The sequence below is a fragment of the Mammaliicoccus fleurettii genome (assembly GCF_003970575.1).
Taxonomy (GTDB): domain Bacteria; phylum Bacillota; class Bacilli; order Staphylococcales; family Staphylococcaceae; genus Mammaliicoccus; species Mammaliicoccus fleurettii.
On sequence record NZ_RXWZ01000077.1, the window covers coordinates 41,934 to 63,706 of the forward strand.

Here is a 21,773-nt window from a genome sequence, read left to right on the forward strand (position 1 = left end):
TTTATTTTGATAGGTTCGAATATTCAACTGCTATTTGTGTTCCAATTTTGGCATTATGTTCAACAAGTTTAATATTTGTTTCTAATGATTTTCCATCAGATTGTTTAACAATTTCACCTAATAGGAATGGTGTTGAATCTTTACCATGAACGCCTTCTTTTTCAGCTTTTGCAACTGCTTTATCTATAATTCCGTTAATAAAACTTGAGTCTAATTGATCTTCTTCAGGAACTGGGTTCGCAATTACGATACCTGAATCTAATCCTAAATCCCATTGTACTTCTGCTAATTGTGCAATTGTTTTTACATCATCGATTCTCGTATTTAATTTCAAACCACTTTCTCTTGTAAAGAATGCAGGAAGTTCATCTGTTTGATAGCCAACCACTGGTACACCTTTAGTTTCTAAATATTCTAAAGTTTTGTCTAAATCAAGGATTGATTTTGCGCCAGCACAAATTACTGCTACTTTAGTTTTTGAAAGTTCATCTAAATCAGCTGAGATATCCATTGTATGTTCTGCGCCTTTATGAACACCACCGATTCCACCTGTTACGAAGAATTTAATATCAGCTAATTGAGCACAAATCATAGTTGATGCTACAGTAGTTGCACCGATTTTTTTAGTAGCTAATATTTCTGCAATGTCTCTTCTTGAAACTTTGGCAACATCTTCTGCACTTGCTAATAATTCTAGTTCTTCATCATTTAAACCGATTTTTATTTCTCCATTAATAATTGCTATAGTTGCTGGAACTCCACCATTGTCTCTTACAATTTGCTCCACTTTTTTAGCCATTTCTACGTTTTGTGGGTATGGCATACCGTGTGAAATAATTGTAGATTCTAATGCAACGATTGCTTTATCTTCCTGTTTAGCTTTTTCTACCTCTTTTGAAAATTGAATATAGTTTTTCATTTTATTTCCTCCATGTCTTTTATTAGTTGTTTTCTATCTAAATCTTGTCTAACTGTATAAGATGTTTTAATAGTCTTTGAAGCATTTGCTCTAGCTAAATTAACAATTTGTTCTATATCATATGATTTCAGCCATCCGTAAATTAATGCTGATGTAAAAGCATCTCCAGCTCCTGTTACATCTACAACACGGTCTACTGCGTTAACCTGAAACTCATGTTGTCCCTCTGTACCTACATAAAATATCTTTTCTTTACCAGATGTAACAATTAAATTGCTAACACCTAATGACTTAATCTCACTCATATAACTTTGTAATTCTAATTCTGAATGTGCTTCTTTACCAACATATGATTCAACCTCATCTTTATTTAAAATCAACCAATCTACTGCGTGTAAATTGTTTGGAAGTCTATTCATTTTTGGTCCTGAAACAGCGATCAGAACAAGTTTAATTTGTTTTTTCTCTGCATATGAGCATAAGAACTCAAGTGTTTCTTTAGGACAATTTAAGTCAGCAATGATACATTTCGACTTATTTAATAAATAAGTATTCTTAATCATAAACTCTGGCGTAATTTTGTCATATACTGACATATCCGCGAGCCCCATCGTCATATTTCCATCTTGATCTAACAATGCTGTATAACTACCTGTAGCTTCACTAGAAATTTTCTCAACATAATCTACATTCATAAATGGTGACGATAAATCAGCAATATGTTGCCACTCTGCATCATTTCCTGAAGTTGTTAATAGAAGTACATCTTCACCTATACGTCCTAAGTTTTCTGCGACATTTCTTGCAACTCCACCAATAGATGATTCAGATGTAACAGGATTCGAAGTACCTTGTACTAATTTGTCTGTAACATGAAACTTCCTATCAATGTTCGCACCACCTATACAAACAATAGGATTTTGTTCATTTAATACATAAGCTTTTCCTTGCACATATTCTTTCTTTACTAATCCTGATATTATATTTGCAACAGCTGGTCTTGATAAACCAACTTTATCTGATAATTCTTGTTGTGAAATAAAAGGGTTCTCTTTAATTAAATTAAGTATTAACTTTTCATTTTCATTCAAGTAACTCACCTCACAAACAAATGTTTATTTTTAGAACTTATGTTTACAAATTCATTATAAAGCGTTTTCATTTAAAATGCAAATTTAAAAATATTAGGAGTAGTACAAAGTTCTAATTTTATAAAAATAGATTTTGTCATACTACTCCCGAGAAAAATTATTTTATTTAAAAAAGATTGATATAAGTGCATAATTAATCCAATCAAACACCGCCTATATAATGATGAAATGCTGAAACATAAATAAGTTTATAAAAAAATGAGTTAAGTCGTAGATAAATTAGACAATTAAGCGAAGAGTTCGACCAAGTTGTAGATTAAGTCAGAAGTTAAACTAAGAGTTTGGCTAAGTTGTAGATTAAGTCGGTAGTTAATCTAAGAGTTCAGCTAAGTTGTAGATTAAGTCAGGAATTAATCTAAGAGTTCGACCAAGTTGTAGATTAAGTCAGAAGTTAATTGAAGAGTTCAGCCAAGTTGTAGATTAATTAGATAGTTAAGCGAAGAGATTGGCTAAGTTGTAGATTAAGTCAGGAGTTAATCGAAGAGTTTGGCCAAGTTGTAGATTAAGTCGGAAGTTAATCGAAGAGTTCAGCTAAGTTGTAGATTAAGTCAAAAGTTAATCTAAGACACCCTCAAAATCAACAATATACAATAAGAGGATGGGACAAATTAATTGTCCCATCCTCTTTTTATAACACTATTCACCTATAAATTCTTGAATAACTGTTTCACATTTCTTAATGTGATCGTCACCCATTTTTTTCATTAAATAATAACTAATTGAACCAGCAACAGCTTGACCTACAAGTGGTATCCATCTTGATTGTTTAGCTGCTTCACGTTTAACTACTGATTTAAAGAATACTTTCACCATAGCATTAGTAACTTTTTGTCCTATGAATTGACTACCTTTCATGGCAGCTGATGTAAGCACTTTTTGTTTTAAATCATCTTGCATTTTGTTCACTTGTTTATGACTTAGTCCATAAATTTTATTGATATCTTCAATAATATCACCCATAAGTTTAATATCCATACCCACACCTAAACCTGGGATAGGAACTACATTCGCTGCAGATGACATTAATGATTTTTTATAAACTAGTTCTTTAGCTCTTTTTCTACGCTCTAATAATTCATCTTGTGTTACTGGTAACTCAGAACGTTTTTTAATTTCTTCTATGCCTAATGCTTTATTTCCTGCTTTTGTACTAATTTTATTAAAAATACCCATTATGTTCAATCTCCTCACAGTTTCGTTAGTATTCAATACTAGAATATTAACTTATACCCGTTTTAGGAAATTTTAACCATTTATTTGGACAAAGACTACTTTTAAATACTTGCTCGGTTTGTAATGTGGATGGCTCTTAAAGTCTTTAGGTAAGCCCATTACATCTGAAATTGTATAATCTACATCTAGCGCATCCAATGTTTGGTTAATCATCTTCTTAAACGCTTTTTGAGGAAAAGCACTTGAATTTGTACTTAATACTAAAGTACCTTGTTCATTTAGTAGTTCTAAAGACCCTTCAATTAATTCTGGGTAATTTTTCTGAACGCTAAATGTTTTTTTCTTATGACGAGCAAAACTTGGAGGATCAATAACAACTACATCATAACTCAAACCGTGACGAAGAGCGTATTTGAAATAATCGAATACATCCATGATGAATATATGATTATTATTTAAATCAATTGCATTTAATCCAAAATTAGCTTCAGTAAGTGGTCTTGCTCTGTTTGCTAAATCTACACTAGTCGTGGAATTAGCATTCTCACTTGCTGCAACAGAAAAAGCACCAGTATAACTAAACAAATTCAGCACATCTTTATCTTCGCTATAATGATCTCTTAATTTTTTTCGTACATCTTTTTGATCTAGGAAAATACCTGTCATCGGTCCATCGTCTAAATCGATATTATAATATAAATGATTTTCTTCCACTACGTATGGGAAACCAGGTGCTGTTCCGTCAACAAAATCAGATGCAGTTTCCATTCCTCTAAATCTTCTTTTTTCAAAAATAGATTTATATTCAAATACTTCTTTAATAGCAGGTAACAATCTATCTTTCAAACGATAAATACCTACAGAGTACCATTGAATCAGTAAATGTCCGTCGTAATAATCAATTGTCAATCCACCGATACCGTCACCTTCAGCATTGAATATTCTATATGCATTTATACCATCAACATGATCATAATATTCTCTTTCACTTTTAGCCGTCTTAAATAGATTTACAAAAAAGTTATGATCTATCTTTTCAGTTGAATCTAAAGATAATACCCAACCGATACCTTTATTTTGTTCACCATAATAAGCTGTAGCAATAAATCTTTTACCAGAATCTACAAGCGCTACTAATTCACCTTCATCTGTACTTGGCATATCAAATACATCATCTTTTTCAACAAGAGGGAAACCTCTTAAATATTTATCTTCTTTACCTCTTTTGAGCATTAACTGTTTCATTATTTTTTGGCCATCCTTTCGAAATGTCTCACATATTATAACGTATATTACGCAAAACGCCAAAAAAACAGAGTATCCCCCTTTAGAATACTCTGTTAACCGAATTTATTAATCAAAATTTCCCCCAGAAAGTTTGATCCCCTTTTATGTAAACGTTTACTAAAATTAGTATAAAGGATAAGATTATTCCGTGCAATACATTTTCCAAAGAAATTCATTAAAAATATTTACTTTTTACATTTTTAATTTCACTATCAAGCTAAATATTTATTTTAATCTATATATATAAAATGTTATATAACTCTTGAATTGTGTGAATATAGTTGCCCTTGTTTACACTTCTCTTCAGTTTTGTCACTACACCTATCCATATTTACTCTACTTACATGTTGTGTGAATAAAAAAGTCCTACAAAAAGTATACTGATACTCTAAAACATAAAAAACCTGTCAACAAAGTTCGACTTTGTTGGCAGGTTTTGACTATATTTCTCTAGAAAGATTTTTTTAGATGAATTATAAATGCTGGTGTTACAAACAATAATAGTAAAAATGAAATTGGTGTTATGAATACTGAGAACTGTGATGTTTGAATTGCTGAGACAAAGAATGTCGTTGCAATTTCAAAGAACAGTGCTGATATAACGAATAGTTTCCCAAAATTATTTTTATTTTTATAGTTTGTCGTGTAATTAAAGTATGCATATAAAATGATAAGCAACAACATTATAAATAATGTTAACCATTCAAACACATATTGAGTTTGTGATAATTTCCATTCTCCTGATAAGAATAAGCCATTACGATTGTTAAACTCAATAAAAGTAAATAAGAATAAAATTGCTGTACAAATCCATTCTATATAACTTTTCTTTAACCATTTAGGTCTTCTCATCCATTTCGGAATATCATCATCTTCAATTTTTATAATTTCTTTCCATTTTTCACTACGTTTTTTTCTTTTAGCAATTGCTTCTTCAGAGTTAAACTTTTCTAAAGTTGTTTGCTTCAGGCTTTGTGATTTTTCATAAAAACTTTCAGATATGCTAAATATTTTACTTGTTAATAAATTATTATTTGCTCTTGAGTGTTTTTCATCATTAACCATTTCAATATCTTTATCACTTACTGGTAAAGATCTTCTTAAATATAAACTAATCCATACGGACATTTGACTAAAGCACCATAATAATACAAAGAATAAATTAACGCTCATTACATCGATAGGCTTTACATTTTCCGCATCAATGTTATGGTTCATTGCAAATTGAGAAATGAAATAACATATACCATAAGAAATGATAATCCATAAATAATGCTGTTTCCGTTTCATCGGATTAAGCTCATTTTTATAAACAACATATCCAATGTGAATACTGAATGGGATAATAAATAAGAATGATGCAAAACTATAAACTTGGAACATCGTCATCATCATGACAATCATTAATATTATCGTCAAGCCGATATAAAATATAGAAATGTCATAATCATAATTCGTTGTTCTTCTTAAAGTACGTCCAATCAGTAAAATAAATATACCAAATAGTAAAATTATTATTGCTGCTATTACAGGAAAACCACCAATATAATGGTGCAATATTCTAACCAACTCATCAAAAAAAGCTACAAAAAAGTCCCAAATATTTCTTATATGGATATCATTTGATTCCTTGATATTATAATCTTTAATACGTGGTGCATTAAATAATATAAGTAATCCGGTAATTAAAATGAATATTCCTATAATACGACTAAAATGAACTTCCCAGCTTTTTTTCTTTATAGACATGTTCTTCACCTCATTGAACATTATAATTGTTTCATTTTCAAATGTCTTTAATTAAATTGAAAATCAGTCCCAAGTAGTACATTAAGTTTAAAACTCATATGTTGTTGGGTATATAATAATATCATACATTTTAAAGGAGTGTTATTTATGACACATAACGATAAACATAAAGACGAAGCAGAAAAAGCTAAGAAACAAGAACAAGAAAATAAGAAAGACGATAAAAATGGACAAGACGAAACAAAAGATAATATTCAAGATACATTTGAATAAACAACTTTCGTAGTTCTAATAAATACCCTATGGAAACATTCTATCTTTTCATAGGGGGTTTTTTTGTTCATTATAGCCTATTGACAAAATGCATGATAAGACTTATCGTAGTGATAACAATTTAATAAATGCACTAGGGGTGTTTTAAACTGAGACAGACATGAGAAGGTCTGAACCCTTTGTACCTGATCTAGATGATACTAGCGTAGGAAAGTGTTCGTAAATCATATAATAATATTCATTTATAAATGATAACAATATTTTTGTGCGCTTCTATTTAGATATAGGAGTGCACATTTTTTTATAAAAAAGGAGATAATTAGCATGTCAAAGAGATTAACTTTATCTGATATTTTGGTCACAGTTTTAATTGGTGCTTTATTTGCAATCATTTATAAATTTTTATGGATTCCATATGAAATATTAAAACCTTTAGGATTACATTTAGAACAATCCGTATATGGTTTTTGGTTTATAGCAGCAATTATAGCGTATTTAATTATTCAAAAACCAGGTGTGGCTTTACTTGCAGAATTTGCTGCTGGTGCTGGCGAAACAATTGTAATGGGACAATTTGATATACCTACTTTTGTTTATGCATTACTTCAAGGTTTAGCTTGTGAAATTGTATTTTTAGTAGTTCGTTATAAATATAGAAAATTATCAGTTGCTATTGTTGCCGGAATGTTGGCAGGTATTATTACGTTACCGATTGATTGGTTTTATAATTATTTAAGTGATGTTGCATTATGGAATGTAATTTTGATGTTCACAATTAGAATTTTAAGTGGTGCTATTGTAGGCGGCGCTTTAGGATATGCAATTGTAAGAGCGCTTGATCAGACTGGCGTCACTAAACTATTTAGACCTGCATCTAAAAAAGACTATGACTTACTATAGGAGTAAACCAATTGTTATCACTAAAAAATTTAAGACTTAAATACCCAGACGATGAACGCATTATATTTAAAAATTTAGATATTCAAATTAATGATAAAGAGAAAGTACTGTTATTAGGACCAAGTGGTTCAGGAAAAAGTACATTACTAAATGTATTAAACGGCATTATACCTAGGTCATTGGATATTCCAATGAAACTTGATTCTATAACTATCGACACACTTCCAGGAGTTGTTTTTCAAGATCCTGATACACAATTTTGTATGCCTGAGATTAAAGAAGAATTAGCTTTCGTACTTGAAAATATGAATGTAGATCCAAAAGAGATGGATGGAATGATTAATGAAGCAATGAATAAAGTGAATTTAAATGCTGATGCCTCGTTAAAAATCAACCGTTTAAGTGGTGGTATGAAACAAAAATTAGCTATTGCTTCTATATTATTACAAAATTCTCAAACATTATTTCTAGATGAACCGACAGCTATGCTCGATCATCAGTCTACAACGCAACTTTGGGACTTAATAATGCAACATTGGAAAGATCAAACTGTTGTAATTGTAGAACATAAAGTTGATTATATTTGGAATTTTGTCGATAGAGTGATTGTTATGAATGAACAAGGACAAATCACACACGATAGTACTCCATCTGATATATTGGAAAATCATATAGATATTTTAAATCAGTATGGTGTATGGCATCCACTTTCTTGGAATTATGCACCTCAATTAAAAAATAAATCTTCCGCACAAGAAACTTTATTAACAATTAAAGATTTAGATATTTTAAGAAGTAACAGAAAACTTTTTACAATAGATAACTTAACTATTAATAGTGGTGAATGGATTGGGCTTACAGGACAAAACGGTTCTGGTAAGACTTCATTCTTAGAAAGTATAATGCAACTTATAAAATATAATGGACAAGTTAAATATAAGAATAAACAATTAAAAAAAGTTAAAGATGCATCTAAACATATGTACTTTGTCTATCAAAACCCAGAATTGCAGTTTATAGAAATATCTGTCTTTAATGAAATATTTATCAATTTTGCTTTTCAAGACAAAGAAACCGCAATTGAAAAAACTAATGAAATGTTAAATCTTTTAAACTTGTATCATGTTAAAGACCAACATCCTTTTGAACTATCTATTGGCCAAAAGAAACGTTTAAGTGTAGCAACAGCATTAAGTACTAATTCAGAAATTATTTTATTAGACGAACCAACATTTGGTTTGGATAGTCATAATACTTTTGAACTTATCAAGTTATTTCATGAAAGAGTTCGCAAAGGACAAACTATATTAATGATCACGCATGAAAATGAAATAATAGAAAGATATGCTACAAGAACATTAGTCATTAACAATCATCAATTAGACGTTAACGGTGGTGAATCACATGTTAACTAATTGGAAAAAATATTCTACTTTTATAGATGATGTAAATATTTTAACCAAACTTTTATTAGGTATAGTATTATTTTTCTTTGCTATATTTATTCATGATTTTGATTTCATGATTTATTTAACCCTTATAATGTTTATTTATTTAATTATAATGAGTGGTGTTAAATGGTTACCCCTTCTCATTATAATTATGATTACATTATTCTTTGGATTTACTTCTTCTTTGTTTATGATTTTTTATGGTGAAGGAGATAATACTATATTTCAGTTAGGGATCATTCATATAACAAATGAGAGTTTACTAAGAGGTTTACATGTAACAATGCGTACACTCGTCATTTCATTTTATGGGATGGTCATTCCTTTTACTTCTCAAATTATTTTCGTGTTTTACAGTTTCATGCAACATTTAAAGTTAAAACCTAAAATTGCTTATGCTTTTATGGCTTCAATTAGATTGATACCAATTATGTTTAGTTCATTTATGCAATTAAGACAAGCTTTAAAAATGAGGTATTCAGTTATAGACAAAAGTAATCGTAAAGGATTGAAATGGGTAAATCATTTGCTTATACCTACTTTAAGTCAAAGCATTAGAAAGTCTCATAGATTAGCTGTGGCAATGGAAGCGAAAGGATTTACGAATCAAAAAAGAACTTACTATTATAAAGTACCTATTACAATGAAAGATTTATATTTTGTTCTAATGACGATTTTGCTTGTAGTTGTTGCGTACTTATTAAGTATTTATATACCCATAACAAGCATTTCTGATATTAGATAACATTGCGTTATATTTGACCATACCTTTCCCAAAAGAATGAAGTATAACGCAATGTAAAAATGCTTAGGACATAAATCCTAACTCAAAATAAATAAGCATATCACTTAACCGATTTTTAAAGATTACAGTGATATGCTTATTTTTTATATTACGATTTTGTTCGTGCATGCTTGCCTAGGGGTATGGCTCGAGCCTGTAGTCTCTCACACATACTATTCCCTCAGGCGTTCGCACTTTACAAAATCACTACTAATAACCATTTTTATAAAATCTTACGATTTTGTTCGTGCATGCTTGCCTAGGGGTATGGCTCGAGCCTGTAGTCTCTCACGCATACTATTCCCTCAGGCGTCCGCACTTTACAAAATCACTCTCAACAACTATTTTTATATAGAAATATGGTAGCTCTAAGTGTTACTTCGGACTGTAGTCAAACTAAACTTAAATTTATAAGTTTAGTTTAGTTTTTTGATTTAATAAATATATTTATTAAATCAACTCTTGAATAAATTCCACCTATATTATAAATATTTAATTAATATTTGGCATTTTTTAGCGCTGACTCCTGCGGGAAAAGCATGATTCGAAGACTACAGGCTGAGAACATGCCCGCGGAAAGCATGCGCATAAAAAAATGCCAACAAAGTCTATAGTTGACACAATGATTTTCATAAAAAATAAGAGCAGAAATTCAATTTTAATAATGAATTTCTGCTCTTTTTAAATTTCTAAGACATTTATGTCCAAGTTATTTACTTATTAGCTTTTATAGCTTTATGTGCGATGTCTTTTCTATAAAACAACTGATTACTTTTAATTTTACTAACTTGGTTATAAGCATCTTGTTGAGCTGATTCTATATCATCACCCATACCGATAGCTATCATAACTCGACCACCATTGTTCTCATATTGCCCTTTGTCATTCTTTTTCAAAGCACTAACAAAATATTGATTTAAGTCTTCAAGTCCTTCAACTAAATGACCTTTGTCATAGGATCCTGGATAACCTTTAGAGGCAAGTACTACACCCACTACACTTTCATCTTTCCACTCAAGCGTGATAGGTTCTTTTTTATAAACTTTTTCTAAAATTTCTATAAAATCAGAGTCCAATCTAGTTAGGAGCACTTGTGCTTCTGGATCACCAAATCTTGCATTAAATTCTATTACTTTTGGACCATCTTCAGTCAATATAGCACCTATATAGATTAATCCGAAATAGTTGATTCCTTCGCTTACTAAAGCGTCTGCAATAGGTTGTGCTATTTTTTCGTTAGTTTCTTTTAAGATGTCGTCAGATATATGAGGAACTGGGCAATATGCTCCCATACCACCTGTATTTGGACCTATGTCACCATCATATGCACGTTTATGATCTTGAGCGATACAATCGAATGGAACTGCAAACTCATTATTCACAAACGTCATAACTGAATATTCTTCACCATCAAGAAATTCTTCAAAAACAACTTTTTCATTTTGAGTTTGATATAAAGTCTCAACACCTTCTCTAGCCTCATCACGTGTTAATGCAACAATTACCCCTTTTCCAGCAGCTAATCCATCTTTTTTAAGCACTATTGGAATTTTACATTGTTCAACATATTTTTTTGCTTTATCTTTATCCGTAATAGTTTGATATTCAGCAGTTGGAATATTATATTTTTCCATGATTTTTTTTGCAAATTCTTTTGAACCTTCTAATTGAGCAGCTTGTTTATTAGGTCCAAACACTTTAGCATTGGTCTGTTCTAATTCATCTGTTAACCCATCAATTAATGGTTGTTCTGGTCCAATAATTACCCATTCAATTTCGTGCTTTACAACAAAATCTCTAATTAATTTATGATCTGTTTCATCTATATCTGAAACTATTGTAGCTACTTCAGTCATCGCATCGTTTCCTGGAATAACAAATACTTTATCAACTAACTCTGAAGTACTACATTTTTTAGCTAATACATGCTCTCTTCCACCCGATCCTATAACAAGTACTTTCATATTGACCTCCTAATGTTTAAAGTGTCTCATACCAGTAAATACCATACTGATTCCATATTTATTAGCCATATCAATTGAATCTTGGTCTTTAATTGAGCCACCAGGTTGAATGATTGTCTTAATTCCAGCTTTTGCAGCTGTTTCAACTGAATCTCCCATTGGGAAAAATCCATCAGACGCTAAAGCAACATTGTCATTCATTTCGATTGCTCTATCAATTGCTATTTTTGCAGAACCTACTCTATTCATTTGACCCGCTCCTACACCGACAGTTTGGTGGTCGTTTGCAAGTACAATTGCATTACTTTTTACTGAACGTACAACTTTCCATGATAATTCTAAAGCTTTCCATTGCGCTTCTGTAGGTTCAACATCAGTTACAACTTTCATCTCATCTCTAGATATAACAGCATTGTCTTTATCTTGTACTAAGTAACCGCCAGATACAGAAACAAATTCTTGTTCATCTTTTGTTTCTGTCATATTAATTTCTAACAATCTAATATTTTTCTTTTTAGTCAATACTTTCAAAGCTTCTTTTTCAAAGCTTGGTGCAATTACTACTTCTAAGAAAATTGAATGTAATGATTCCGCTAGTTTTTTAGTAACTGGTCTGTTTAATGCAACAATTCCACCGAATATAGATTGAGAATCCGCTTCATATGCGTAATCATAAGCTTCTTCGATTGTTTCTCCTACACCTACTCCACATGGATTCATGTGTTTAACAGCTACTGCAGCTGGTTGTTCGAATTTTTTAATAAGTGATAAAGTTGCATCAGCATCTTTAATATTGTTAAAGCTTAATGCTTTACCGTGTAATTGTTTAGCACCAGCTAATGTGTTTGTTTCGTTTGACGTTTTTACAAATGTCGCACTTTGTTGAGGATTCTCACCATATCTTAATTGTTCAGATTCATTTGCGAAAAACTCAACAATTGTTTTGTCATAATCATTTGTATGTTTAAATACTTTAACCATTAAAGATTTGCGATATGTTTCATCAAGTTTATTATTTTCAATACGATCAATGACTTCGTTATAATCTTCCGGGTCAACTACTGTAGTTACAAATTTAAAGTTCTTTGCAGCAGCTCTTAACATTGTTGGTCCGCCAATATCTATGTTTTCAATCGCTTCATCTTCGGTGACATTGTCTTTTTTGATTGTTTCTTTAAATGGATATAAGTTTACAACAACTAGATCAATTAAATCGATATCTTGTTCTTTCAATGCTGATAAATGTTCAGGTATAGAACGATTTGCAAGAATCCCACCATGTACACCTGGATGTAAAGTTTTTACTCTTCCATCCATTATTTCAGGAAAATGTGTTAAATCAGAAACGGAATAAACTTCAACTTTCGCATCTTCTAGTGCTTTTTTAGTGCCACCTGTTGAATATATTTTATAACCATTTTCTATAAGTTTACTTGCAAATTCCACTATATTTGTTTTATCTGAAACACTTAATATTGCATTCTTCATTTTGTAAAGACTCCTTTATTGAATGATTTCTTTTATGACACGTGGGTATAATTCGTATTCCAAGTTTTGTATTCTTAATTGCAATGTTTCTCTTGTATCATCTGGATATACAGAACAACTTAATTGATCAATTATTTTACCAGTATCCATACCACTATCAACATAATGTACAGTTGCACCTGTGACACGCACACCATAATCAAGTGCTTGTCCAACAGCATCTTTACCAGGAAAACTCGGTAAAATAGAAGGATGAATATTCAACATTTTACCTTCATATTGTTTCAATAGTGTTGGACCTACAATTCTCATATAACCTGCTAAAATAACCCAGCTCACTCTATCTTGTGATAATTTCGTTAACAGTGCTTCTTCATATTCTTTTTTATCGTCATAAGTTTTTGGATCAATAATATATACTGGTAAATTAAACCGTCTTGCTCTTTCAATACAAAAAGCATTCGGATTATCTGTATATAAAGCAGTAACCTCAATATGGTTTAAATATCCTGCTTCAATGTTTTCCATAATTTTTTCGAAGTTTGAACCATTTCCTGAAGCAAATACTGCAATTTTAATCATGATTGAACCCCCGATATATTGATCTCTCCAGTTCCATTTGTAATTCCACCAATAACGAAAGCTTCTTCATTATGTTGTTTTAAAATATTCAATGTTTCTTCTTGGTCTTCTTTATTAACAATTAGAACAAATCCAATACCCATATTAAATACATTATACATTTCTGAAGCTTCAATATTTCCTTGTTTTTTTAGCCACTCAAATATTTGAGGTACTTTATATGTACTAACATCTATTTCAGCATCTTTATCATTTGGAATAGCTCTAGGAATATTCTCTATGAAGCCTCCACCAGTAATATGCGACATACCCTTCACTTTCACTTTATCTAATACTGAAAGTACTGGTTTAACGTATAGTTTAGTTGGTTCAAGAAACGCTTCTAAGTATGTTCTATTTTCATCAAATTGATCATTTAAATTGATTTTACTTTCTTTAATTAAATTTCTTACAAGACTATATCCATTAGAATGTATACCACTAGATGTTATTCCGATTATAATGTCACCTTCATCAACATTACTTCCATCGATGTAATCATCTTTTTCAACCGCTCCAACACAAAAACCAGCAATATCATATTCACCTTGATGATACATTTCACCCATTTCTGCAGTCTCTCCACCAATTAACGCACAATTAGTTTCTTTACAACCTACAGATACTCCAGATACGATTGCTTCAATTGTTTCTGGTTCTACTTTATTTGTTGCAATATAATCAAGAAAATATAAAGGTTCAGCACCAGTCGTCAATATATCATTAACACACATCGCCACTGCATCAATACCTATCGTGTCGTGTTTATTATAATCAATAGCCAATTTCAGTTTAGTGCCTACACCATCAGTACCCGATACTAAAACGGGTTTCTTCATATTTAATTGAGACAAATCAAATGCTGCACCAAATCCACCTAATCCACCTAGTACTTCTTTTCTCATCGTACTTTGTACATGAGACTTCATTCTATTTACCGCTTCATAGCCCGCTTCTATATCTACACCAGATGCTTTATATGCTTTCGACATTAAGATTACCCTCTTTATCAAAGTATTGTTTGTTATTTTCTAGATAAGCCTTTTGACGTGGACTTAAATTTTCATAATATCTCTCTTCATAATCATATAGCCCTGCAGGATAGTCTCCTGTAAAACTTTCAACACAAAGACCATGATATGGAACATCTTTATCTAAACCTATTGAATGAATTAACCCATCAACAGATAAATATGATAATGAATCTGCACCAATATAATCTCTAATTTCCTCAGGTGATTTATTAGCAGATATTAATTCTGAAGACGTCGAAACATCAATCCCATAAAAACTAGGAAACATAAATTCAGGTGAAGCAATGCGAACATGTATTTCATTTGCCCCAGCATCCTTTAACATCTTCACAATTCTCTTACTTGTAGTTCCTCTAACAATTGAATCATCAACAAGCACAATATTTTTTCCATGTACGATATCTTTTACAGCTGATAATTTAACACGGACACCTTGTTCACGTAATTCTTGAGTTGGTTGGATAAATGTTCTAGCTACATATTGATTTTTAACTAGACCCATTTCATAAGGTAAGTGGCTTTCTTCTGCAAATCCAGATGCTGCTGAAAGAGATGAATTAGGAACACCAATAACCATATCTGCATTAACAACAGGACTTTCTTGGGCTAGTTTTTTACCTGACTCTTTACGAACAGCATGTACGTTTTTACCTGCTATTGTAGAATCTGGTCTAGCAAAATAAATATATTCCATAGCTGAAATTGCAGTTGTCGTGTCTTTTGTATAAGACTCAACTCTTATACCATCATCATTAATGACAATAAATTCCCCAGCATGTATATCTCTAATAAACTCTGCGCCAAGAACATCGATTGCACATGTTTCACTTGCAATAATATAAGCACCTGTTTTCATTCTACCTACTGCTAAAGGTCTTATTGCATTTGGATCTACTGCTCCATAAAGTGCATCTTTAGTTAATAATGCGAACGTAAATCCACCTTTTATAATGTTTAAGCTTTCTTTTAGTGCTTCTTCAAAAGTAGGTGCTTTACTTCTTCTAATAAGATGCATAATGACTTCTGTATCAGATGAAGAATGAAAAATTGCGCCTTCCTTTTCTAACTCAATACGTAAACTTTGTGCATTGACCAAATTCCCATTATGACAAACGCCTACACTCATATCATAAAAGTGATATAAAAAAGGTTGAATATTTTCAATACCTTTATTTCCTGATGTCGCATATCTTACATGACCAATCGCATGTTGATTACCTTTAAATGTTTCTAATTGAACATCAGAAATCGCATCTGTTAGCAATCCTAAACCTCTTTCACCTTTAAGCTCCAGTCCATTTGAAGAAACAATTCCTGCGCCTTCTTGACCTCTATGTTGTAAACTGTGAAGTCCCATATATGTTAATTGTGCAGATTCTGGATGATTCCAAATGCCAAACACACCACATTCTTCATTTAAACTCTTGATTTCATGCATTGCGTTATAGCTCCCTTCAACTGTTCATCCAAAGTAGATACATCATATTTAATTTGAGATGAATCATTCGTTAATGTAAATTGAGCATCGTTAGTTACTTTACCTATTTCAACCGCACCATCAATTTCTACTATTTGTTCTTCTTTAGCGATTAAAATGTATCGACCTTGTGTTTCACTAAATAACTGTGCATTTGAAACTGGTACATTTACATCTAATCCTAAATTAAAGTGTGTTGATATTTTTGCTAAACTAATAGCTATACCACCTTTTCCAATTGCTTGGACATGAGAAACCGTGCCTGCATTAATTGCTTCTTTAATTTGTTCGCCACGTTTAACTTCTGCATTTAAATCAATTGAGCTTGATTCATGGTTTACTTCTGTATATAATAATTTTTCGATTTGACTTCCACCGAAATCGTTATTAGTTTCTCCAACTATATATATGCGTTCATTAACTTTTGGCTCAAAATCATTTAAATAATTAACATCTTCAATTAATCCAACCATTCCAACTACTGGTGTTGGGAAAATTGAAGTTCCTTTCGTTTCATTATATAAAGAGACGTTTCCTGAAACGACTGGTGTATTTAAAGCTTCACATGCTTCAGCCATACCTCGTGTAGAATCTGTTAATTGTTGATAGATTTCTTTCTTTTCTGGAGAACCATAATTTAAACAATCTGTCATCGCTAAAGGTTTTGCACCTACAGAAATAAGATTTCTGTATGCTTCTGCTACAACCATTTTTCCGCCTTCATATGGATTGTTATAAACATATCTTGCTTCTCCATCAATTGTTGACGCAATTGCTTTATTTGTACCTTCTACTCTTACAACACCAGCGCTAATACCTGGTTTAATGATAGTATTTGCTCCAACTTGCTGATCATATTGGTCATAAGCATAATGCTTAGATGCAATCGTTGGATGGTTAATAAGTTTAGTAAACACATCTTCAACATCAATATGATCATATTGATTTGCATCTTTATGGTGTTCTTTAGTTTCTCCTTCTAAAATATATACTGGCGCTTCATCAGCTAAAGGTTCAACTGGAATATCAGCATAAACTTCGTCCTCATAAGATAATACAAATCTATTAGTATCCGTTACTTCTCCAATTACAGCTGAATCTAATTCATGATGTTCAAACAAATCTAAGAATTTTTGTTCAGTTCCTTTTTCAACTACTAAGAGCATACGTTCTTGTGTTTCAGATAGCATCATTTCGTAAGGAGATATGCCCTCTTCTCGTGTTGGTACTTTTTCTAAATGTAAATGAATACCACTTTCACCTTTAGCTGCCATTTCTGAAGATGATGAAGTTAAACCTGCAGCTCCCATATCTTGAATTCCAACTAATTCTGGATATGTTATCGCTTCTAAAGTTGCTTCCATTAATTTTTTACCTACGAAAGGATCACCTATTTGGACAGATGGTCTTTTGCTTTCAGATGCTTCACTTAATTCTTCTGATGCAAATGTTGCTCCATGTATACCATCTCTGCCAGTTTTTAATCCAACATATATAACAGGATTGCCTATTCCTTTAGCAGTACCTTTTTGGATTTTATCGTGTTCGATAATACCGACACACATCGCGTTTACAAGTGGATTACCATCGTAACGACCATCAAATTCAATTTCACCAGCTACTGTTGGAATACCGATACAGTTTCCGTATCCACCCACACCTTTTACTACACCACTAAACAGTCTACGATTCGTCTTACTTGATAATTCGCCAAATCTCAAACTATTTAATAATGAAATTGGTCTCGCACCGATAGATACGATGTCACGAATTATACCTCCGACACCAGTGGCTGCACCTTGATAAGGTTCAATTGCTGAAGGATGATTATGTGATTCTACTTTGAACACTACCGCTTGATTGTCACCAATATCAACAACACCAGCACCTTCACCTGGTCCCATCAATACATGTTCTCCAGAAGTCGGGAATTGTTTTAAGAATGGCTTAGAATGTTTATAAGAACAATGCTCGCTCCACATAACAGAAAAGATTCCAATCTCTGTGAAATTAGGTTTTCTACCTAATATAGTTATCACTTTTTGATATTCTTCATCTGTTAGGCCCATATCTTTATATAAATATTCTTTTTCAATTTCTTCTATACTTGGTTCTAAAAACTTAGACATGTTGTTCCCTCCAACTTTCGATCATAGATTGAAATAATTTGACACCGCTATCTGATCCAAGTAATGTTTCCATTGCACGTTCTGGGTGTGGCATCATACCACAAACATTACCTTCCTTATTTATTATGCCCGCAATATCTTTATATGAGCCGTTTGGATTGTCATTATAAGTTAATATAATTTGGTTATTTTCTACAAGTTCATTATAAACATCATCAGTACAATAATAATGACCCTCACCATGAGCAACAGGATAAACAACTGTTTCATCTTTTTTATATAGGTTCGTAAATTTAGTTTCATTATTTACAATTGTTAAATGCTCATTTCTACTAACAAATAAATGACTATCGTTATGTAGTAAGGCACCAGGTAATAGCCCAACTTCAGTTAAGATTTGAAATCCATTACAAACACCTAGTACAGGTTTACCTTCACTAGCAAGTCTTTTTACTTCATTAATAATTGGAGCAACACGAGCCATCGCACCAGATCTCAAATAATCACCAAATGAAAATCCACCAGGTATTAAGACCCCATCAAATCCTTCAAGAGTTGTTTCTCTATAATCTACATATGCTGCATCAACACCGGAACGCATAGCAGCATTAAACATATCACGATCGCAATTAGATCCTGGAAATACTAATACAGCTAATTTCATTACGCGTTCTCCTTATCTTCTAGAATTTTAAAGCTATATTCTTCGATTACAGTATTGGCAAATAGTTTTTCACTTAATGTATTTACAACATTTTTGATTGTATTTTCATCTGTTTCATCGACAGTCATATAAATAACTTTACCTACTCTAATATCATTCACTTGCTCATATCCTAAATCATGCACAGCTCTATTTAATGCTTGTCCTTGTGTGTCTAATACTTGTCCTTGTAATGTGATATGCAATTCAATCTTCTTCATTTATAGTTCCTCCAATTTTTTATAAAAAGTTTCATAAGTATCGATTAATGATCCCGTATCTTCTCTATATACATCTTTATCAAAGTTTTCTTTTGTTTCTTTATCCCAAATTCTACAAGTGTCTGGGGATATTTCATCAGCTAATAAAATTTGACCATCTTTTGTAATGCCAAATTCGATTTTATAATCGACCAATATTAAATTCATCTCATTCATTACTTTACTTAACACTTCATTAACTTTTAAAGCTTCATCTTTAATAGTAGAAAGTTGTTCTGTCGATGCGATATTAAGCAAAGCGACATGATCATCTGTGATAAGAGGATCATTTAACTCATCCTTCTTATAAAATAATTCTAATAATGGTTGTTTAAATGTATGACCTTTTTCAAATCCTAACCTTTTACAAATGGATCCAGCAGCTACGTTACGAACTACTACTTCTAATGGAAAGATATCTACAGATTTAACAAGTTGTTCAGTATCTGATATTTGCTCTATAAAGTGACTTGATACACCTTTTTGTTTCAATATTCCAAAAATTTTAGAAGTAATTAGATTGTTTAATCTACCTTTACCAATCATTTCATCCTTTTTAGCACCATTACCTGCTGTGACTTCATCTTTATATTCAATTCTCAAAATGCCTTCTTGTTCTGTATTAAATACTCTTTTAGCTTTACCTTCATAAAGTAATGACATGTTACTTGTTCCGCCCTTCAAAAGTTTGATTAAATGTTAATTCATCCTTATCTAGATCAAGTGATAGCTTGGTAATGTGCCCCATTTTTCGATTAATTTTATTAATTTTCTTACCGTAAATGTGAACATGCCAATCTGGATGTTTATAAAATTCATTTTTTAAATTTGAGACATCTTGTCCTAATAAGTTCATCATAATGGCTGGTTGCAATAAATTAATTTTTTTCGGTAAATGCCAACCTGCAACTGCAAGTACATGTGTATCAAATTGGGAATAGTCACAAGCTTCAATAGAGTAATGCCCTGAGTTATGTGGTCTTGGTGCAATTTCATTAACATATAATTTCAAATCATTTGTTACAAAAAATTCCACAGTGAAAGTACCGATAAAGTGAACTTTAGTCATTATCTTCTTCACTTCATCTATAGCTTGTTCTTCAAGGTCTACACGAGCTGGAACAATTGTCTTATATAGTATTTGATCCCTATGTTCGTTTTCTTGTAGTGGAAAATAAACAGTTTGATCATAAATATCACGAGTTGCTGTTATGGATACTTCTTTATAAAGAGGGAGATATTTTTCAACTACGCATGGTGTATTGGCAATTAGATTTCTCGCTTCATCTAAATCATTATTAGAATGAATAACAAGTTGACCTTTTCCGTCATAACCACCAAAGCGCGTCTTGATAATAAAAGGGAAGCCTATTGTTTCAATCGCTTTATTCAAGTCTTGAGCGTGATTAACCTCTAAAAACGGTACAATGTTTACATTAGCGCTTTCTAATGTTTGTTTTTCAGTTAATCTATCTTGTAATAAAGCAACAGTTTCACTTCCTTGAGGAATATTATAATTATTGGAAAGTGTTTTTAATTGTTGTGCATCTATATTTTCAAATTCATAAGTTACTACTTTCGAGATTTCACCTAATTGATTAAGTGCGTCTTCATTTGAATAATCCGCATTTATAAATTCATGAGCGACAAATTGTGCAGGACAATTCTCATCAGGATCAAGTATTGCTACTTTAAATCCTATTCTTTGTGCAGATTGTGCCATCATTTTACCTAATTGTCCGCCACCCACAATACCTATCATGTCACCAGTTTCGAGGTTATAATAAGTCATTTTGCATTTCCTCCACTTTATCGACTAAACTTTTTTCATAATTCACTAATTGTTTTCTAACATCTTCATCCGTCATACCAATCATTCTTGCTGCTAATATTCCAGCATTTTTAGAACCTGCTTTACCAATAGCTGTAGTTGCAACAGGTATTCCACCTGGCATTTGTACTATAGATAATAATGAGTCCATGCCTTTTAAACTTTTCGATTCAATTGGTACACCTATAACCGGAACTGTTGTTAACGACGCTACCATTCCTGGTAAATGTGCAGCTCCTCCTGCTCCAGCGATAATAATATCGATGTTTTGACTAGTAGCATTTTTAGCAAAATCAACCATTTCTAATGGTGTTCTATGCGCAGATACAACCTTTTTTTCATATTGAATGCTAAAGTAATCCAGCATGTCACATGCTTCTTTCATAATTGGCCAATCTGAAGAACTACCCATTATTACTGCCACTTTCATGTAGGTCACCCTTTCAAATAGTTGAAATATTTAACTTTTATTGTGTATATTACAGATATAGCATAACAATTGATAATGCTATTTTCAATGGAAAAACGAACATTTTCTATATTTTTTATAAAAATTATTGATTTATGTTCGTATTAAAG

At 31.6% G+C, this 21,773-nt stretch carries 20 protein-coding genes and 1 riboswitch; of the genes, 4 read left to right on the plus strand and 16 right to left on the minus strand.

Features of this window, described 5'->3' with window-relative positions; translation table 11 throughout:
* Position 1: 1 nt before the first annotated feature.
* The 5 genes from CD129_RS06705 to auxA all read right to left on the minus strand — a co-directional run bounded on the left by CD129_RS06705 (position 2) and on the right by auxA (position 6,279).
* Complete coding sequence (locus CD129_RS06705) at positions 2 to 919, minus strand: pseudouridine-5'-phosphate glycosidase (protein ID WP_078356781.1); 918 nt, start codon at positions 917 to 919, stop codon at positions 2 to 4.
* On the minus strand, positions 916 to 2,010 hold the full coding sequence (locus CD129_RS06710; RefSeq protein WP_115337604.1) for a carbohydrate kinase: 1,095 nt from the start codon (positions 2,008 to 2,010) through the stop codon (positions 916 to 918). The genes CD129_RS06705 and CD129_RS06710 overlap by 4 nt, the downstream gene beginning before the upstream one ends.
* A gap of 696 nt (positions 2,011 to 2,706) precedes the next feature.
* Positions 2,707 to 3,243 carry a DUF697 domain-containing protein gene (locus CD129_RS06715; protein ID WP_078356779.1) on the minus strand — a complete coding sequence of 179 codons (537 nt, stop codon included), beginning with the start codon at positions 3,241 to 3,243 and terminating at the stop codon, positions 2,707 to 2,709.
* 72 nt (positions 3,244 to 3,315) lie between these two features.
* The gene (locus CD129_RS06720; RefSeq protein ID WP_115337605.1) at positions 3,316 to 4,488 is read right to left on the minus strand and encodes a class I SAM-dependent rRNA methyltransferase; all 1,173 of its coding nucleotides are present in this window, start codon (positions 4,486 to 4,488) and stop codon (positions 3,316 to 3,318) included.
* 492 nt (positions 4,489 to 4,980) lie between these two features.
* The gene (auxA, locus tag CD129_RS06725) at positions 4,981 to 6,279 is read right to left on the minus strand and encodes a lipoteichoic acid stability factor AuxA (RefSeq protein ID WP_078356777.1); all 1,299 of its coding nucleotides are present in this window, start codon (positions 6,277 to 6,279) and stop codon (positions 4,981 to 4,983) included.
* A gap of 147 nt (positions 6,280 to 6,426) precedes the next feature.
* Between auxA and CD129_RS13445 the strand changes: the two genes are divergently transcribed.
* The 4 genes from CD129_RS13445 (at position 6,427) to CD129_RS06740 (ending at position 9,648) form a co-directional block, all read left to right on the plus strand.
* On the plus strand, positions 6,427 to 6,552 hold the full coding sequence (locus CD129_RS13445) for a hypothetical protein (RefSeq protein WP_256681898.1): 126 nt from the start codon (positions 6,427 to 6,429) through the stop codon (positions 6,550 to 6,552).
* Between the two features lie 125 nt (positions 6,553 to 6,677).
* A riboswitch (TPP riboswitch) is annotated at positions 6,678 to 6,781 on the plus strand.
* Positions 6,782 to 6,876: 95 nt separating this feature from the next.
* Complete coding sequence (locus CD129_RS06730) at positions 6,877 to 7,452, plus strand: ECF transporter S component (protein WP_078356776.1); 576 nt, start codon at positions 6,877 to 6,879, stop codon at positions 7,450 to 7,452.
* A gap of 11 nt (positions 7,453 to 7,463) precedes the next feature.
* On the plus strand, positions 7,464 to 8,867 hold the full coding sequence (locus CD129_RS06735; protein ID WP_078356775.1) for an ABC transporter ATP-binding protein: 1,404 nt from the start codon (positions 7,464 to 7,466) through the stop codon (positions 8,865 to 8,867).
* Positions 8,857 to 9,648, plus strand: coding sequence for an energy-coupling factor transporter transmembrane component T family protein (locus tag CD129_RS06740; RefSeq protein ID WP_078356774.1), 792 nt, complete (start codon positions 8,857 to 8,859; stop codon positions 9,646 to 9,648). The genes CD129_RS06735 and CD129_RS06740 overlap by 11 nt, the downstream gene beginning before the upstream one ends.
* Before the next feature lie 752 nt (positions 9,649 to 10,400).
* On the opposite strand, the gene purD is transcribed toward CD129_RS06740, so the two are convergent.
* From purD to purE, 11 genes are read right to left on the minus strand one after another with little or no spacing between them, the layout of a single operon-like run.
* A complete protein-coding gene (gene purD / locus CD129_RS06745; RefSeq protein WP_107509834.1) occupies positions 10,401 to 11,651 on the minus strand; it encodes a phosphoribosylamine--glycine ligase in 1,251 nt (416 codons plus the stop codon).
* Positions 11,652 to 11,660: 9 nt separating this feature from the next.
* A complete protein-coding gene (gene purH / locus CD129_RS06750) occupies positions 11,661 to 13,139 on the minus strand; it encodes a bifunctional phosphoribosylaminoimidazolecarboxamide formyltransferase/IMP cyclohydrolase (RefSeq protein WP_115337606.1) in 1,479 nt (492 codons plus the stop codon).
* Positions 13,140 to 13,154: 15 nt separating this feature from the next.
* Positions 13,155 to 13,721 carry a phosphoribosylglycinamide formyltransferase gene (gene purN, locus CD129_RS06755; protein WP_078356771.1) on the minus strand — a complete coding sequence of 189 codons (567 nt, stop codon included), beginning with the start codon at positions 13,719 to 13,721 and terminating at the stop codon, positions 13,155 to 13,157.
* Positions 13,718 to 14,752, minus strand: a complete 1,035-nt coding sequence (gene purM, locus CD129_RS06760) for a phosphoribosylformylglycinamidine cyclo-ligase (protein WP_115337607.1) — start codon at positions 14,750 to 14,752, stop codon at positions 13,718 to 13,720. Before purM ends, purN begins: the two co-directional genes overlap by 4 nt.
* Positions 14,736 to 16,232, minus strand: coding sequence for an amidophosphoribosyltransferase (purF, locus tag CD129_RS06765; protein ID WP_078356769.1), 1,497 nt, complete (start codon positions 16,230 to 16,232; stop codon positions 14,736 to 14,738). Before purF ends, purM begins: the two co-directional genes overlap by 17 nt.
* On the minus strand, positions 16,211 to 18,400 hold the full coding sequence (gene purL / locus CD129_RS06770) for a phosphoribosylformylglycinamidine synthase subunit PurL (protein ID WP_115337608.1): 2,190 nt from the start codon (positions 18,398 to 18,400) through the stop codon (positions 16,211 to 16,213). The genes purF and purL overlap by 22 nt, the downstream gene beginning before the upstream one ends.
* Positions 18,393 to 19,064: a phosphoribosylformylglycinamidine synthase subunit PurQ gene (gene purQ / locus CD129_RS06775; RefSeq protein ID WP_115337609.1), complete on the minus strand. Its 672-nt coding sequence runs from the start codon at positions 19,062 to 19,064 to the stop codon at positions 18,393 to 18,395. The genes purL and purQ overlap by 8 nt, the downstream gene beginning before the upstream one ends.
* Positions 19,064 to 19,324 carry a phosphoribosylformylglycinamidine synthase subunit PurS gene (purS, locus tag CD129_RS06780; RefSeq protein ID WP_078356766.1) on the minus strand — a complete coding sequence of 87 codons (261 nt, stop codon included), beginning with the start codon at positions 19,322 to 19,324 and terminating at the stop codon, positions 19,064 to 19,066. The genes purQ and purS overlap by 1 nt, the downstream gene beginning before the upstream one ends.
* Positions 19,325 to 20,026: a phosphoribosylaminoimidazolesuccinocarboxamide synthase gene (gene purC / locus CD129_RS06785; protein WP_078356765.1), complete on the minus strand. Its 702-nt coding sequence runs from the start codon at positions 20,024 to 20,026 to the stop codon at positions 19,325 to 19,327.
* 1 nt (position 20,027) lies between these two features.
* Complete coding sequence (gene purK / locus CD129_RS06790; RefSeq protein WP_107509838.1) at positions 20,028 to 21,155, minus strand: 5-(carboxyamino)imidazole ribonucleotide synthase; 1,128 nt, start codon at positions 21,153 to 21,155, stop codon at positions 20,028 to 20,030.
* Positions 21,142 to 21,624 (minus strand): 5-(carboxyamino)imidazole ribonucleotide mutase, encoded by a 483-nt coding sequence (gene purE, locus CD129_RS06795; protein WP_078356763.1) that lies wholly within the window; start codon positions 21,622 to 21,624, stop codon positions 21,142 to 21,144. Before purE ends, purK begins: the two co-directional genes overlap by 14 nt.
* Positions 21,625 to 21,773 lie beyond the last annotated feature (149 nt).

Coding starts and splice junctions, on each gene's coding strand:
- CD129_RS13445 (WP_256681898.1), top strand. CDS start 6,427: ATGACACATAACGATAAACATAAAGACGAAGCAGAAAAAGCTAAGAAA.
- purH (WP_115337606.1), bottom strand. CDS start 13,139: ATGAAGAATGCAATATTAAGTGTTTCAGATAAAACAAATATAGTGGAA.
- purF (WP_078356769.1), bottom strand. CDS start 16,232: ATGCATGAAATCAAGAGTTTAAATGAAGAATGTGGTGTGTTTGGCATT.
- CD129_RS06715 (WP_078356779.1), bottom strand. CDS start 3,243: ATGGGTATTTTTAATAAAATTAGTACAAAAGCAGGAAATAAAGCATTA.
- purQ (WP_115337609.1), bottom strand. CDS start 19,064: ATGAAATTAGCTGTATTAGTATTTCCAGGATCTAATTGCGATCGTGAT.
- auxA (WP_078356777.1), bottom strand. CDS start 6,279: ATGTCTATAAAGAAAAAAAGCTGGGAAGTTCATTTTAGTCGTATTATA.
- purL (WP_115337608.1), bottom strand. CDS start 18,400: ATGTCTAAGTTTTTAGAACCAAGTATAGAAGAAATTGAAAAAGAATAT.
- purS (WP_078356766.1), bottom strand. CDS start 19,324: ATGAAGAAGATTGAATTGCATATCACATTACAAGGACAAGTATTAGAC.
- purD (WP_107509834.1), bottom strand. CDS start 11,651: ATGAAAGTACTTGTTATAGGATCGGGTGGAAGAGAGCATGTATTAGCT.
- purN (WP_078356771.1), bottom strand. CDS start 13,721: ATGATTAAAATTGCAGTATTTGCTTCAGGAAATGGTTCAAACTTCGAA.
- purE (WP_078356763.1), bottom strand. CDS start 21,624: ATGAAAGTGGCAGTAATAATGGGTAGTTCTTCAGATTGGCCAATTATG.
- CD129_RS06730 (WP_078356776.1), top strand. CDS start 6,877: ATGTCAAAGAGATTAACTTTATCTGATATTTTGGTCACAGTTTTAATT.
- CD129_RS06720 (WP_115337605.1), bottom strand. CDS start 4,488: ATGAAACAGTTAATGCTCAAAAGAGGTAAAGAAGATAAATATTTAAGA.
- purC (WP_078356765.1), bottom strand. CDS start 20,026: ATGTCATTACTTTATGAAGGTAAAGCTAAAAGAGTATTTAATACAGAA.
- purK (WP_107509838.1), bottom strand. CDS start 21,155: ATGACTTATTATAACCTCGAAACTGGTGACATGATAGGTATTGTGGGT.
- CD129_RS06740 (WP_078356774.1), top strand. CDS start 8,857: ATGTTAACTAATTGGAAAAAATATTCTACTTTTATAGATGATGTAAAT.
- purM (WP_115337607.1), bottom strand. CDS start 14,752: ATGTCGAAAGCATATAAAGCATCTGGTGTAGATATAGAAGCGGGCTAT.
- CD129_RS06705 (WP_078356781.1), bottom strand. CDS start 919: ATGAAAAACTATATTCAATTTTCAAAAGAGGTAGAAAAAGCTAAACAG.